Origin of the sequence: Rhizobium leguminosarum, from assembly GCF_010668065.1 — a bacterium.
In the GTDB taxonomy this organism is placed as follows: Bacteria; Pseudomonadota; Alphaproteobacteria; order Rhizobiales; family Rhizobiaceae; genus Rhizobium; species Rhizobium leguminosarum_S.
This window is the reverse complement of sequence record NZ_WUEN01000009.1, coordinates 157,442-171,463: the sequence shown is the minus strand read 5'-3', so window position 1 is coordinate 171,463 and position 14,022 is coordinate 157,442. Positions and strand designations below refer to the sequence as shown.

Below are 14,022 nucleotides of genomic sequence, written 5' to 3'. Positions count from 1 at the left end.
GCAAGAAAAGGAAAACCCGCCATGATCCAGCGTTATCAGAAAGGCTCGCGCATGAGCCAAGCCGTCAGCTACGGCGGCCTCGTCTATATTGCCGGCCAGGTCGCGGAAAATCGCAAGGCTGATATCAAGGATCAGACCCGCGACGTGCTCGGCAAGATCGACGCCCTTTTGAAAGAGGCGGGTATCGATCGCTCGCGCCTTATCGCCGTCAATGTCTTCCTGCCGGCGATCGTCGATTTCGAGGCGATGAACAGCGTCTATGATGACTGGATCGACATCGAAAACCCGCCGGCCCGCGCCTGCACCGAAGCTCGTCTCGCCGATCCCGATCTGCGCGTCGAAATGACTGCCGTCGCCGCCCTTTGACGGCATCGCAACCGTTCGCACTGGAGACATCATGCATAGCGGTCTCGTCAATCCGATCGACTTTTCGCGCGAGGGCCGGCAGGCCGGCCACCTCGCCATTCCTTATTCGATCGACCGGTCGCCCTATTATCAGATCCGCATTCCGATCCTTCGCCTGAAAAATGGCGAGGGGCCTTCTTTGCTGCTGATGGCCGGCAACCATGGCGACGAATATGAGGGCGAACTCCAGCTCGGCCGGCTGATGCGGCTGCTTGATGTCGCCGAAATCCGCGGCGCCGTCACCATCCTGCCGATGGCGAACCTGCCGGCGGTGATGGCGGCCAAGCGCTGCTCGCCCTTCGACGGCGGCAATCTTAATCGGGCGTTTCCCGGTGATCCCAGCGGGTCGCCGACGGCGCGCGTCGCGCATTTCCTCGAACACGAACTTTTTCCGCGCCATGACGTCGTGCTCGACCTGCATTCGGGCGGCACCTCCATGGCCCACCTGCCCTGCACGCTGATCGAGCGGCAGGCCGATACCGCTCGCTTCGAGCGGTCCGTTTCGCTGATGCGCGCCATGGGTGCGGCGCATGCCTTCATCGCCGATAACGGGCCGACCGCACCGACATCGATGGGTGCTGCGGCAAGGGCCGGAACCATCGGTCTTTCCGGCGAGTTCGGCGGCGGCGGTACCGTGACGCCTGAGACAATGGCTTTCACGGCGGCGGCGATCGACCGGCTGCTCGTCACCCTCGGCATCGTGAAGCATCCGGTCCTGTCGCGCGTGCCGCTCGCCGAGCCGGGACCGTTGCAGCTGCTTTCACTATCTAGACATAGCCAGGGCATCTATGCGAACCGCAGAGGCTGGTTCGAGCCGGCCGCAGCCCTCGGCGCCACCGTTTCCGCCGGCGAGCTTGCCGGATGGTATCATGATCTCGAACGCCTGGAGCAGCCGGAGGAAGAGCTGCGCTTTGCCGAGAGCGGCATTGTCATTTCCCAGAGGCTGCATTGCGACAGCCAGGCCGGCGACTGCCTGATCCAGGTCGCCGAACCCATCGCATCCTGAGGAGCGCTGATCTGCTCAAGCGATTGTGTCGACCGCTGCCTTGATCCAGTCGAGACGCTTTGCCGGTATCAGGCCGTAGTTGTAGAAGTTCACGCCGTCAGCGCCGGCATCGACGGCGGCCTTGGCGCGTGCGGCCAGGATCGCAGGCCCACCAACCTCCGGATAGAAGACGCGTAGCCCCACCCCGAGGAACTTGCCCGGTCCGATTGCCGCCCTGCCGGTCTGGATGACGTCGCCGACGGCATCCGGCTCCATGTCGTAGCAGCAGAGGATCGCCCCGTCGCAGAGCTTGCCGGCGGCGGCGAGATCGACGCCGCCGAGCCAGCCGTCCTTCAGGTCGATGAGCACGATGCGGGTTGCCGGATCGGCGGACGCCTTGATCTCGCCGATCAGGCTGGTCACCGGTTCGCTGCGCCAAGTGAGATAGGCATGCAGCTCAGGCTGGTCGCGAAAGGCGTCGATGCCGGCTGCCGGGAAGTCGGGGAATTGCCGTTCCGGGACAGCTCGTTCGCAAAGTTCGGCGATGAAGCGCGCGACCGACCGGCGCACGCCTTTGACCGGCACACCGGCCTTTTCGGCACGCGCCGTGCAATGGTCGCAGAAGCAGAGCGACAGCAGGAAATCATCTTCGGCGTTCAGGCCGACGCCATCTTTCTCGTGATGGTATTCGTGCGCGAATCCCATGAAGTTCGGGCTCTCGAGTTCCACCATATCGGGCCGGTAGTTGGTCGTGATGTCGCGAACAAGGGTAACGGCATAGTCCCGCGCCGCCGGGCTGGAGGGGCAAAGATTGTAATAGTTGGGATTGCCGAAGGCGTTCCGCGTCACGTGATCGGGATGCAGCATGCCGAGGCGGGTATTGTGGAGGCAGACGGTCCAGCAAGAGACCTTGAGACCCGTCGCCTCGCGTCCCTTGACGAGCGCTTCCAGCATGTCGCCGCGCTCAGTGACATTCCCAGCCATCAGCGGCCGGATCACCTTGTCCTGCCACAGGCTTTCATCCGGCCGGAAATAGACTGTCCCGTCTTCGGGGAAATAGGCCTTCTGCCGCGGGCTGCGCGGCTGCAGGAACCGGCCGGCATGATAGGAGGTCGCCAGGCTGACCGTCGTCAGTCCAGCACGGTCGTGAAGGTCGGCGGCAAGTGCGGCGAGCCCCTGGTCCTGGACGTCCCAGGGATAAGTCCACATGGAAAGATGCATGGCGTGCTCCCGTCAAATCTGTCCATTTTATAGAACACGCGTCCATAATAGTGTCCAGACTGATATTTTAGCGCGGGCGTCCGCCGTGTGGCGGGAGCATTCAGCCAAGTTCCTGTCTTTCAATCAAACGCGCGTTGATTGGCGGCATTCTCGTTGTAACGCGCGCGGGCCTGTTCGAGCCGCTCCGGGCCGCCGACCTGCGGAACGGCGACATCCCACCAATGGCCACCTGCATCGGTTCCGGGAACCGCATCGGTGTCGATCACCAGAACGCTCGGAATGTTCCGTTCCCGCGCGGCGGCGATGCGTGCCTCGAGCTCGGCGATGGACCCTATCTTTTCGGCATAGGCGCCCATCGAGGCGGCATGCGCGACAAAATCGATCTCGGGCTGCACGTCGACATTGCAGTCCTTGTACATGTTGTTGAATTCGGCGCCGCCGCATTCGATCTGGAGGCGGTTGATGCAGCCGTAACCGCGGTTGTCGGTCAACACGACGGTGAACGGCACCCGCCGCATGACGGCGGTTGCGATTTCCGAATTGGCCATCATGTAGGAGCCGTCGCCGACAAAGCAGATGACCTCCTTGTCAGGGCGAGCGAGCTTGATGCCCATGGCGCCCGCCACTTCGTACCCCATGCAGGAAAAACCATATTCCATGTGGTATCCGCCCTTGGCAGATTGCCACAGCACCTGCAGTGCGCCCGGCATGGTACCGGCCGCGCACATGACCACGGAGTTTTCCGTCGCCACCCGCTGCACGGCGCCGATGACCTGCGCATCGGTGGGCAGGTTTCCAGGCCCGTCCGCTTCCGGCGCCGCCGTCACGCGCTCGACCGTTTGGTGCCAATCGGTCCTGCTCCCGGCATCGACGCCAGGCCCGCGATACGCTTCGAGCGCGGCGGACAGGCGCGTCAGCGTGACCCTGGCGTCACCGACGCAGGGCAATGCCGAATGCTTGGTTGCGTCATATCCGGCAAGATTGATCGAAGCGAGCCGGCGCGAGGGATTGCGGAAAAGCGCCCAGCTGCCTGTGGTGAAATCCTGGAAGCGGGTGCCGATGCCGATCACGAGGTCAGCCTCGGCGCAAAGGGCATTGGCCGACGCCGAGCCGGTCACACCCGGTGATCCGAAATTCAGCGGGTGCTCCCAGCTGTTGGCGCCCTTCCCGGCTTGTGTTTCAACAAATGGGATATGATGCTTTTCCGCGAATGCGGCGAGCTCGGCCTCGGCCTCAGAATAGATGACGCCGCCGCCGGAAATGATCACTGGCCTGCGCGCAGCCCGGATGGCATCGGCGAGATCTGCGACCTCCTGCGGATCCGGTTCGGGACGGCGGATGCGCCACACCTTCGGTTCGAAAAAGGCTTCCGGGTAGTCGTAGAGCTCTGCTTGCACATCCTGGCAGAAGGCGAGCGTAACGGGGCCGCAGCTGCCGGGATCGGTCATGACGGATAGGGCTCGCGGCAAGCAAGTCAGGAGATGCTCGGGACGGGCGATGCGATCGAAATAGGCTGAGACCGGCCGGAAGCAGTCATTGGCGCTGACGGTCCCGTCGTTCATATCCTCGATCTGCTGCAACACCGGCTCGGGGCGGCGATTGGCGAATACGTCGCCGGGTATGAAAAGCACGGGCAATCTGTTGACATGGGCAAGTGCGCAGGCCGTGATCATATTGGTGGCGCCCGGGCCGATCGACGATGTCACGGCATGGGCGCGCCGGCGCTTCAATGTCTTCGCATAAGCGATCGCCGCATGCGCCATGGTCTGTTCGTTCTGACCCCGCCATGTGGGAAGGGCGTCGCCAATCCCATGCAGCGCCTCTCCGATGCCGGCGACGTTGCCGTGACCGAAGATCGCCCAGACGCCTTCGATGAAGCGCTCGCCATCCTCCGTTATCTGGACCGAGAGCCATTTCATCATGGCCTGCGCGGCGGTCAGTCGTATCGTGCTCATTCTGCTGCCTCCTGAACGCGCGCCCGCGCGCCGTCCCAGACCGTGCAAAGCCGGGAATATCGTTTCGCCATCTCGTCGATGGCCTCTTCGTCACTGATCGAGCCCTCGAACCAGCCGCGGGCGACCGAGCCGAAGATTGTCCGGCCGACGGCAAATCCCTTGACGAGCGGGAAGCTTGCGGCAACTTCGAAGCTCGCCTTCAACACCTCCTCCGGCGCATCCAGGCCGAGGACCACGATCCCTCTTGTATGACGATCGTTGTCCTCGATGGCGGCACAGACCTGCGTCCAAGCTTCGGGCTCGTCCATCGGTTCCAGCTTCCACCAGTCAGGATAGATGCCTTCGGCGTAGAAGCGGCGGATCAGCGTCGCGGTCGTGTCCGTGGTGATGCTTGCGACCTTGGAAGGGATGACCTCGAGCAGGAATTCCAGCCTGTTGCGCCGCGAGGCCACGTAAAGTCGCCGCACGTCCGCCAGTTGCCGGGCCCAGGTCGCATCGTCGTCATCGGGGTGGCAGAAGCAGAGCACCTTGACGACGTTCTCGCGCGCCCATTCCGAAAGCCCCCCGCAATCGGGACCGAGTGACGGCTCCAGGCTAAGCGGCCGAGACCCCGGCCATTCGCAGGGTCTGCCGATCCAAAGGCCGGTCCCGGAGGCAGCGTGGAGTGCGCGTCGGCCGATCCGGTCGTCGCAGAGGATTCCGTAGCCGGAACGCCCGTTCTGCACCTTGAGTGCTGCTTCAAGACAAAGCTCCTTGAAGGCGCCGCCCTTCGACGGCGTGTAGCCCACCATGCTTTCGAGCTGCATCCGGTGATCGAAGGCGAAGACTCGCATCTCGGACCAATCGCCATGCCGGTTGGTCGACCAGTGTATCTGCTCCAGCGCTGGATCATTACGCAGGTCGGCGCGCGTCATGCCGCGCTCGAGGAAGAAATTCAGCTCCTGAAGTGACGGATATGCCGGCGTGCAGCCGTGACGAGAGACTGCAAAAGCGCCGCAGGCATTGGCGTATCGGAGCGCGGTCGGCCAATCCTCGCCATCAAGCCAGCCTTTCAGCAGCCCGGCGAAAAAGCCGTCTCCGGCGCCGAGAACGTTGAAGACTTCGACCGGGAAACCCTCGCCCGATATGCCCTCGTCCAGATTGTCCGGTGTTGCATCTTCGAATGCGACCGCCCCTTTGGCGCCGCGTTTGCAGACGAGTGTTGCCGCAGTCACGGCGCGCACGGCCCGCAGTGCCGCCACGGTATCGGTCGTCCCGCCGGCGATGTGGAATTCTTCCTCCGTCCCGACGATCAAATCGAACAGATGAAGCGTCGCCTGGAGCTTTTCGGTCACCTGCCCGCTTGCCACATAGCGGCTTTCCCCCTCGCCATGGCCGGCCACCCCCCAAAGGTTTGGACGATAGTCGATGTCGAGAGCCGTCTTGGCCCCATGCTTGCGGGCAAAGCCGAGCGCCTTGAGCACGGCCGCTTCCGTGCACGGATGGGAGAGGTGCGTTCCGGTCACCAGCACCGAACGGGCGCTGGAAACGAAAGCCTCGTCTATATCATTCTCGCAAAGCGCCATGTCGGCGCAATTTTCCCGGTAAAATATCAACGGGAAACGTTCTTCGTCCCGGATCCCAAGAATGACGAGTGCCGTCAGCCGTTCGGGATCCGTCACGACGCCCCTGCCATCGACGCCATGCCGGGCAAGCTCCTCGCGGATGAACCGGCCCATATGCTCATCGCCCACCCGGGAGATCAGTGCCGACTTGAGGCCCAGTCGCGCCGTGCCGCAGGCAATGTTGGTCGGACTGCCGCCGATATATTTTTCGAAGGACCCCATATCCTCCAGCCGTCCTCCGACCTGTGCCCCATAGAGGTCGACGCCGGCTCGCCCGATCGTGATCACGTCCAATGTCTTGGTCATGTCGGTTTCCTCGCAATAGTATTGAATTCGGTCATGGTGATCGGGTTGGGCATCGTCGGCCTCTTCACAAGAAACGACCAATGCAAGGGAGCGCGGGCGAACGACCGCCCGCGCCTGTCCATCAGCGGCTGATTGTTGCCTGCAGCGCATCGATGGAGGATTGGATGCCCGCCTCGGTCGACATGGTGAAGTCTTCCATCTCGAGGCTGACCCAATCGTTGTAGCCGACCATCCGCACTACGGAGAAGAACTCCTTCCACCATTGCAGGTCATGGCCGGCGCCGACGGCGACATAGTTCCAGCTGCGATTGGCGACGTCGGTTACGTCCTTGAGCTCGAGCAAGCCGTTGATATCGGCGAGGCCGCGCTCGATGCGGGTATCCTTGCCATGGCAATGATGGATGGCATTGCCCAGAGCACGGGCGGAGGCGATCGGGTCCGCGCCCATCCACATCAGATGCGACGGGTCGAGGTTCATGCCGACTTTCGGACCGACTTCGTTGCGCAGACGGAAGAGCGTCTCGGGATTCCAGACGAGCATGGCCGAGAAGTTTTCCAGCGCATATTTTTCGACGCCGACTTCATCGGCAAGCTTGACCAGGCCGTGCCAGAGCGGGAAGGTTCGATCTTCCCACTGATATCGGTCGCGCTCAGGCATCTCGTTCGGCCAGCTCTTGGTGTAGACGAGCCAGTTCGGCACCGTGTCGCCGGGGGCGGCTTCCGGCAGGCCGGACATGGTGACGATCTTCTTCACGCCGATTTCGCCGGCGAGCCGGATGGTGTCCTCCATTTCCTTGCGGTGGCGCTTGCCCATGTCACCCGGATCGAGCGGGTTTGCCGAGCAATTCAGCGCGGCGATTTCCAGGCCGCGGGCTTCGATTTCCTTCAGCTTGGTCTTGAGCAGGCCCCTGTCGGCCAGCAGCTCGTCCGCACGGAAGTGCGGCCCGCGCGACCAACCGCCGCCAGTCATCTCGATACCCTCGACACCAAGTTTGACGCATTTGTCGAGCATGTCCGTGAAGGAAAGGTCGCCCATCACATCGGTGCAGATCGATAGTTTCATGTAATTGTCTTTCTAAAAAAGGGTGTCGGGGACGCGCCTGGGAGGAGGATGGAGGAGATCCGACGCGCCCCTTGATCGATCACTTGAACTCGACCCAGGCCGAACCTGCGTCTGCCGAGCGGACGCAGTTTTCCAGCCAGCGCACGCCTTCGGTGCCGGCTTCGATGCCGGGATAATGATGACCCTTGAGGAAGGCCTCGTCGCCGCGGCGTTTTGCGTCGATCGCCTGGGCGATCCAGAGGTAGATATTCGCCCAGCTGTCGCCCAGGCCTTCGGTGTGCAGCGCGCCCATGCGATCGTAGGCGAGGCTTTCCTCTTCGAGGTAGGGCATGCCGTGATGCAAGGTTCGGTTCGGTTCACCCTGCACCTCGTAAATCAACTGGTCGGGATGGGAATCGGACCATTCGACGGAGGCCTTGGAGCCGACGAAACGGTAGCGCTGCGAACCCATATTCCCGGCATTCACCGAAGAGACCCAAAGACGGCCGCGGGCGCCGTTGTCGTAATGCATGAGAACGGTCGCGTGGTCTTCGAGCGGTGTACGGGTCGGAATGAAAGCCTTGCGGTCGCAGAGCAGCTTTTCGATCTTCATATGCGGCAGCACCACTTCGGAGAGATAGTAGAGGTGCGTGCCGATATCGCCCAGAACGAAGGTCGGGCCAGCCGTCTTGGGATTGGTGCGCCATTTCACGGCTTCGCCGGCGCCGACATCGTCGCCCGCGTTGAAGCCGTGGGTATATTGCATGTCGACGATGCGGATATCGCCGAGCATGCCCTTCTTGACCATCGCCGCCATCTGATGAACCAGCGGATGGCCGGTGAAACCGTAGGTGACGCCGACGATCAGGCCCTTCTCTTCCGCCAGCTTGGCGACCTCGTCGCATTCGGCGACGGTGAAGAACAGCGGCTTTTCGCAGATCACGTGAAGACCGGCTTCCAGGCACGCCTTGGTGATCTCGTAATGGGTGAAGTTCGGCGTGGCGATCGAGACGACCTCGACACTGTCCTCACGCCCGGCCTCCTTGGCGATCAGCTCCTTATAGTCGCCATAGCATCTGTCCGCAGCGACGCCGATCTTCGTGCCGAAGTCGCGTCCGCGCTCGGCGTCGAGATCGAAGGCTCCGCAGATGAGCCGATAGGTGCCGTCCCGCTGGGCGCCGGTTCTATGCTTGTAGCCCACCTGCCCGGTGCGGCCGCCGCCGACCATGCCCCAACGCAGGGCGCGCTCGATGGATCTTTCTCCGTTGATCATCTTCTGTCCTTCCAGGAATGATGTCTGTGATGTTTGAGCGTTCTGGGCAGAACCCCTGTCGCGGTCGCTCGCGCCAATCGCCTGGCTGCATCGCGAACCGCTAGAGGGGCATCGCGCGTTATTTCGCGGTCCAGTACTTGTCGACGAAGCGCTGCATTTCGGCGCGCATGAACTTGCCGGAGTGGTCGGCCTTGTCCTCCCAGGCGAAGACGCATGCGGTCATGATGCCGTCGAACCCGATCTCCGCCAGCGTGCTGAAGAAGTCTTCCCAGGGAACCTCGCCCTGGCCGATGTTCAGGTGCTGATGCACCCTGGCCTGCGTGCCTGGAGGGTTGAGGATGTAGCGCAGCCCCGAGGAGGCCTTGTGGTTGAAGGTGTCGCCGACATGGACATGGGCGAGCACGTCTTTTGCTTCCCGGAGCATCGCCTTGGTATCATCGCCGAAGTAGAAGGTATGCGGCGCGCAATAGAGGAACTTGACGTTCTTCGAGTTGACCGTCCTGATGATATCGAGCGCCGGCTGCAGGGTTTCGCACCAATCCTCGGGATGCGGTTCGACGTGCAGATTTATGCCTTCCTTTTCAAAGATCGGCACCAACTCTTCCATCGAACGCCACCAGGCGTCTTCGCAGGCCTCGATCATGGAACCGGTATGGCAGCAGTAGCACGAACCCTTGTCCGGGTGGGGGCCGCGGCCGAATTCCGAGTTCATCGTGTCGACGCCGAGTTCGACACTGATCTCGATGGCGCGCTTCCAATGCTTGACGGCAGCTTGCCGCTCATTTTCATCGTTCGAGGCCCACCGGTACATCGTCAGGATCGAGGCAATGCCGACATTGGCATCGGCAAGCGCTTTCTTGAATACCTTGGCGCGGGCCGGAAACACGCGCGGCGCCTTGAACCACTCGAGAAAATCGGCCCTCGGGCTGAGCTCTATCCACTCGTATCCGAGTTCAGCCACTTTCGATGGCAATTCTTCGAGTGAGAGGTGGCGATGCATAAAGGGGTCGATTGCAATCTTCATGGCTGTTACCCGTCCGATGATTGTGCTGGGCCATCCCGCCGGGGTAGGCGAGCTCTTTAGAGTTTCTGGAGTTCATCCGCGGCGGCGGTCGGTCAGACCGGCGGGGGATGTCCGCTGTGCGCCGTCGAGTACGCTTCGATTTCGGCTTCGAGTTCGGCCATGGCCTCGCCTCCTGCCATCAGGTCGGTAATCTCTTCGCGCGTCTTTTCACCCTTGCGGAAGTCGGCCGCCTTCGCACCCTTGATGAGCACCGCGAAGTGGTCTCCCACCGTCATGGCGTGAATGACGTTGTGAGTGATGAAAATGACGGCGAGGCCGCGACGGCGCGCTTCCAGGACGATACGCAGCACATGCGCCGCCTCCTTGACGCCGAGAGCGGCGGTCGGCTCGTCGAGGATCAGCACCCGGGCGCCGAAGTGGACGGCTCGGGCGATCGCCAGGGATTGCCGCTCCCCGCCCGACAGACCGCCGATCAGGCGATCGCCATCGTCGATGCGGGTAATGCCGAACTCGCGCACCGCCTTGACCGCGATTTCATTGGCCGCCTTGCGGTCGTAGATTTTGAACGGGCCGAAGCCCTTGGTCAGTTCCCGTCCCACAAAGAACGACCGACCGATGCTCATCAGCGGAAAGGTGCCGCCGAACTGATGGACCGTTGCAATGCCGAGGTCTGCGGCTTCGCGCGGATTCTGGAAGACGATCGGCCGACCTTCGAACTTCACCGTGCCGCTCGTCGGCTTGTAGACACCGGCAAAGGTCTTGATCAGGGTGGACTTTCCGGCACCGTTGTCACCCAGCAGGCAAAGCACTTCGCCGGGATGGACGCTCAATGTGATGTCGTAGAGCACATCGATCGGGCCGAAGGACTTGTTGACGTTTTCAAGTTCAAGAATTGGGCCAGCCATGTCTCAGCTCTCACTTCTTCTTCTTGGGTGAATAGGTTAGCGCCATCTGGCGGAACGTATTGTTCATGAGGACGGCCACGAGCAGCATCACGCCGATGATCAGGCTCGACCAATTGCGGTCGAAGGTCGTGAAGTAGATGCCCTGGTTGACGACGGCGAAGGTGATCGTGCCGAAGAAGATCCCGATCACCGACCCGAAGCCTCCGGTCAGCAGCACACCTCCGACGACGACCGAGATGATCGAGTTGAAGATGAATGTCATTCCGCCCGAAACCTGCGCGGAATTGAACAGGATGGCCTGACACATGCCGACGAAGGACGCGCTCATCGCCGAGAGAACGAAGAGGACCATCGTCAGACGGGTCGTCGGAATGCCGGCGTTGCGGGCACTGACCTTGTCTCCGCCCATCGCGAAAATCCAGTTCCCGTAAGGCGAGAAGTGAATGAAGAAGATGAAGACCGCGGTGATGGCCACCCACCACAGAATGATCACCTGAAACGATCCGCCCAGGAACTGCCCGAAAAGAAACTTTGCCCAGGGGTCGGCCGTCAGCGCCACGCTCGTGGTGCCGGTGACGAGAACCGAGGTGCCAAGCATCAGGCCCTGTACCGCAAAGAGGGTGCCGAGCGTTACGATCAGCGAAGGCACGGCCGTGTGCACGACGAGGTAACCGTTGACCAACCCGACGATGAGGCCGAAGGCAAGCGCACCGAGCATTCCGACCCATATGGGAAGATCGTAGTAGCCCGAGAGGACCGCGACCGTCATCGAGCCAGCGGGGATCATCGCGCCAATCGAAATGTCGAGATCGCCTGCGATCATCAAAAGTCCGATGGGAAGAGCTATAATGCCGAGATTGGCGGCGACGTTGAGCCAGCTTGCGGCGCCGGCGGGCTCCAGGAACTTGGTGCTGCCGAATATGACGAAGAACAGGAGGACGCCGACAAGTCCGAGGAATGCACCCGCCTCGGGACGGCGCAACAGGTTGCCGAATGAAAGATTGTTCATATGCCTACCCCAGTTTGGGCGTGAATCTCCAGGCGCGCGGACGCGGTGGTCCGCGCGCTCGATAAACTTCGACCCGCGGATATCCCGCGGGCCGGAGCCCGTTTCGAACGATCAGCGAGCGCCTTCCTTGACGCCGGCCAGGGTGGCGTCGATGTTCGCCGCATCGACGATGCCCGGGCCGGTCAGCACCGGTGCGGTCGGCAGGTTGGTGCCGTAGTCGATATGCGCGGCGAGAAGCGAAACCCCCAGCAGCGACTGCAGGTAAGGCTGCTGGTCGATTGCAAAGGTCTGCGAACCATCCTTGATGCGGGCAAGCCCCGAGGCGTTCAGGTCGAAGGTGCCATGCGCGACCTTGCCGCCCTTGTTCGCCTGAACGATCCCGCTTGCAGCCGCATCGGCGTCGGAAGCCCCAACATTGAGGACGCCGTCAATGGTGTCGTCCTGCAGCAGTGTCGCCTTGACCGCCTCGGCGATTGCCGTCTGATCGCCGAAGCTGGTCGCCGGCAATGGCAGCTGCTTGCCGACGCCGCCCTTTCCGGTGATGCCATCGATGGCGCCTTTGCAACGGGCTTCCTGGTTTGCCGCGCCCGGGAGCGTATTGACGCAGATGATATTTTTCGCACCCTTGGATGCGAAATATTCGCCGCCTGCCTTGCCGGCGGTGTATTCATCCGAGCCGACATAGTTGATCGCGCCTAGCTCGCGCGCTTTGTCGATGCTGCCGGCATTCATGAGAATGACTTTGATGCCGGCGGCGACGGCAGCCTTGATGGCCTCGTCTTCCGCCTCGGGCACCCAGTCCGGCACCACGATGCCGGTCACGCCCTGGCTGATGGCCGTGCGGACGAGCTGGGCGGCGTCAGGCCCGAGATTGTCGTAGGTCTGCAGCTGCAGATAGCTGACGGAGCCGCCATTCTTCTCGACGACGAGCCGGGCATCATCGACGCCCTTCTTGATGCGGCTCCAGAATTCGTCGTCGGTCTTGCCGCCGACGACAGCAATATTCGCGGCCATGACAGAAGAAGCGCCAAGAACGAAAACAGCGCCAGCCAGCAGCCCGCGTACGGCGCGCATAGAAAAACTCATGTGATTTCCTCCCAAAAAGGCGGTCGAGAGTAACAATTCCTCAAAGCAAGGCTCCCAACTCGCTGGAATATTTGTATCAACGGACCGCCAAAAATGGAATGCCTATTGCGTTTTGATGAAATTAATGTATCATTTCAGTTCATCCAAAAATGAAATGAAATATATCATGAAGAGACCGACCATTGCCGATCTTGCCCAGGCGTCCGGTGTCAGCATCGCCACGGTCAACCGCATCCTCGGAGGTACCGGCGCAGTGCGTGCGGAAACGATCGAGAGGGTGCAGAATGCCGCGGAAGAGATTGGATTTTATGGCCGCGGCGTGATCGAGGACCGCCGGCAGCGGCTCCTGCCGAATTATCGTTTCGGCTTTCTTCTCCAGCAGTCGAGCCGTGAGCTCTACCGGCTGTTCGGCTCCAAGATCACGGAGGCGGCCGCGAGACGCCAACACGAAAAAGTCTTGGCAGTGGTCGATTTCGTCGATGTCCTCGAGCCACAAAATATTGCAGATCGGCTCGAAGCGCTTGGCAAACGCTGTGATGCAGTTGCAGTCATTGCGGGTGACCACCCGTTGATCGGGCAGACCATCCAATCGCTCAGGGAGAGGGGAAAGCCAGTCGTTGCATATATAACCGATCAGTCCGCCCGGGATCGCGCCGGATTCGTCGGCACCGACAATTGGAAGCTCGGGCGGACGGCTGCGTGGTTTCTGGCTCAGACCACGCCGATGCCCGGCCGGATCGCAGTGTTCATCGGCAATCATCGCTATCAGTGCCAGGATGTCTCCGATGCGAGCTTTCGATCCTATATGCGAGAGCACGCGCCCCATCTTCAGGTGGATGACAGCAGGCCCACACATGAGGAGCCGCAGGAAGCCTACCGGATCGTGAGCCAGCTGCTTTCAGAACTCGATGACCTCAGAGGCATTTTCATTGTCGGAGGGGGAATTTCCGGTGTGCTGCGCGCTCTTCGCGAGGCACCCGTCGAAAAGCGGGACAAGGTCAGGGTCGTCTGCCGCGACATCGGCCCGGAAACGCGCAAGGGCTTGACGGAAGGCCTGATCATGGCGGCATTGTGCCATCCTCTGGATCAGATATCGGACGAATTGATCGCCACGATGATCGCCGCGCTGGAACACCGCGACAGCACAACCATCCTTCAGCGCGTGGTGCCCTTCGAGACGATTACGCCCGAAAGCGTTTGAACCGCC

12 protein-coding genes are annotated in these 14,022 nt (G+C 61.7%); 3 read left to right on the top strand and 9 right to left on the bottom strand.

The features are described 5' to 3' along the window. Positions 1 to 21 precede the first annotated feature (21 nt). Together GR198_RS23540 and GR198_RS23535 are read left to right on the top strand one after the other, a co-directional pair. Complete coding sequence (locus tag GR198_RS23540; protein ID WP_029873569.1) at positions 22 to 366, top strand: RidA family protein; 345 nt, start codon at positions 22 to 24, stop codon at positions 364 to 366. 31 nt (positions 367 to 397) lie between these two features. Continuing rightward, positions 398 to 1,411 (top strand): succinylglutamate desuccinylase/aspartoacylase family protein, encoded by a 1,014-nt coding sequence (locus GR198_RS23535; RefSeq protein ID WP_029873568.1) that lies wholly within the window; start codon positions 398 to 400, stop codon positions 1,409 to 1,411. Between the two features lie 15 nt (positions 1,412 to 1,426). Here GR198_RS23535 and GR198_RS23530 read toward each other — a convergent pair whose 3' ends face one another. From GR198_RS23530 to GR198_RS23490, 9 genes are all read right to left on the bottom strand, one after another. Next, positions 1,427 to 2,611, bottom strand: a complete 1,185-nt coding sequence (locus GR198_RS23530) for a hypothetical protein (RefSeq protein WP_029873567.1) — start codon at positions 2,609 to 2,611, stop codon at positions 1,427 to 1,429. 119 nt (positions 2,612 to 2,730) lie between these two features. Next, positions 2,731 to 4,566, bottom strand: coding sequence for a 3D-(3,5/4)-trihydroxycyclohexane-1,2-dione acylhydrolase (decyclizing) (gene iolD, locus GR198_RS23525; protein WP_029873566.1), 1,836 nt, complete (start codon positions 4,564 to 4,566; stop codon positions 2,731 to 2,733). Next, complete coding sequence (locus GR198_RS23520) at positions 4,563 to 6,476, bottom strand: bifunctional 5-dehydro-2-deoxygluconokinase/5-dehydro-2-deoxyphosphogluconate aldolase (protein WP_029873565.1); 1,914 nt, start codon at positions 6,474 to 6,476, stop codon at positions 4,563 to 4,565. Before GR198_RS23520 ends, iolD begins: the two co-directional genes overlap by 4 nt. Before the next feature lie 121 nt (positions 6,477 to 6,597). Continuing rightward, a complete protein-coding gene (locus GR198_RS23515; protein ID WP_029873564.1) occupies positions 6,598 to 7,539 on the bottom strand; it encodes a sugar phosphate isomerase/epimerase family protein in 942 nt (313 codons plus the stop codon). 79 nt (positions 7,540 to 7,618) lie between these two features. Continuing rightward, positions 7,619 to 8,791, bottom strand: coding sequence for a Gfo/Idh/MocA family protein (locus tag GR198_RS23510; protein ID WP_029873563.1), 1,173 nt, complete (start codon positions 8,789 to 8,791; stop codon positions 7,619 to 7,621). 118 nt (positions 8,792 to 8,909) lie between these two features. Beyond that, complete coding sequence (locus GR198_RS23505) at positions 8,910 to 9,815, bottom strand: sugar phosphate isomerase/epimerase family protein (protein ID WP_029873562.1); 906 nt, start codon at positions 9,813 to 9,815, stop codon at positions 8,910 to 8,912. Between the two features lie 92 nt (positions 9,816 to 9,907). Further along, positions 9,908 to 10,720, bottom strand: a complete 813-nt coding sequence (locus tag GR198_RS23500; protein ID WP_028755778.1) for an ATP-binding cassette domain-containing protein — start codon at positions 10,718 to 10,720, stop codon at positions 9,908 to 9,910. Between the two features lie 10 nt (positions 10,721 to 10,730). Continuing rightward, positions 10,731 to 11,729: an ABC transporter permease gene (locus GR198_RS23495; protein WP_029873561.1), complete on the bottom strand. Its 999-nt coding sequence runs from the start codon at positions 11,727 to 11,729 to the stop codon at positions 10,731 to 10,733. Positions 11,730 to 11,840: 111 nt separating this feature from the next. Further along, complete coding sequence (locus GR198_RS23490; protein ID WP_029873560.1) at positions 11,841 to 12,815, bottom strand: substrate-binding domain-containing protein; 975 nt, start codon at positions 12,813 to 12,815, stop codon at positions 11,841 to 11,843. A gap of 166 nt (positions 12,816 to 12,981) precedes the next feature. Here GR198_RS23490 and GR198_RS23485 point away from each other — a divergent pair, with 166 nt between their 5' ends. After that, a complete protein-coding gene (locus GR198_RS23485; RefSeq protein ID WP_029873559.1) occupies positions 12,982 to 14,016 on the top strand; it encodes a LacI family DNA-binding transcriptional regulator in 1,035 nt (344 codons plus the stop codon). Positions 14,017 to 14,022: the final 6 nt, after the last annotated feature.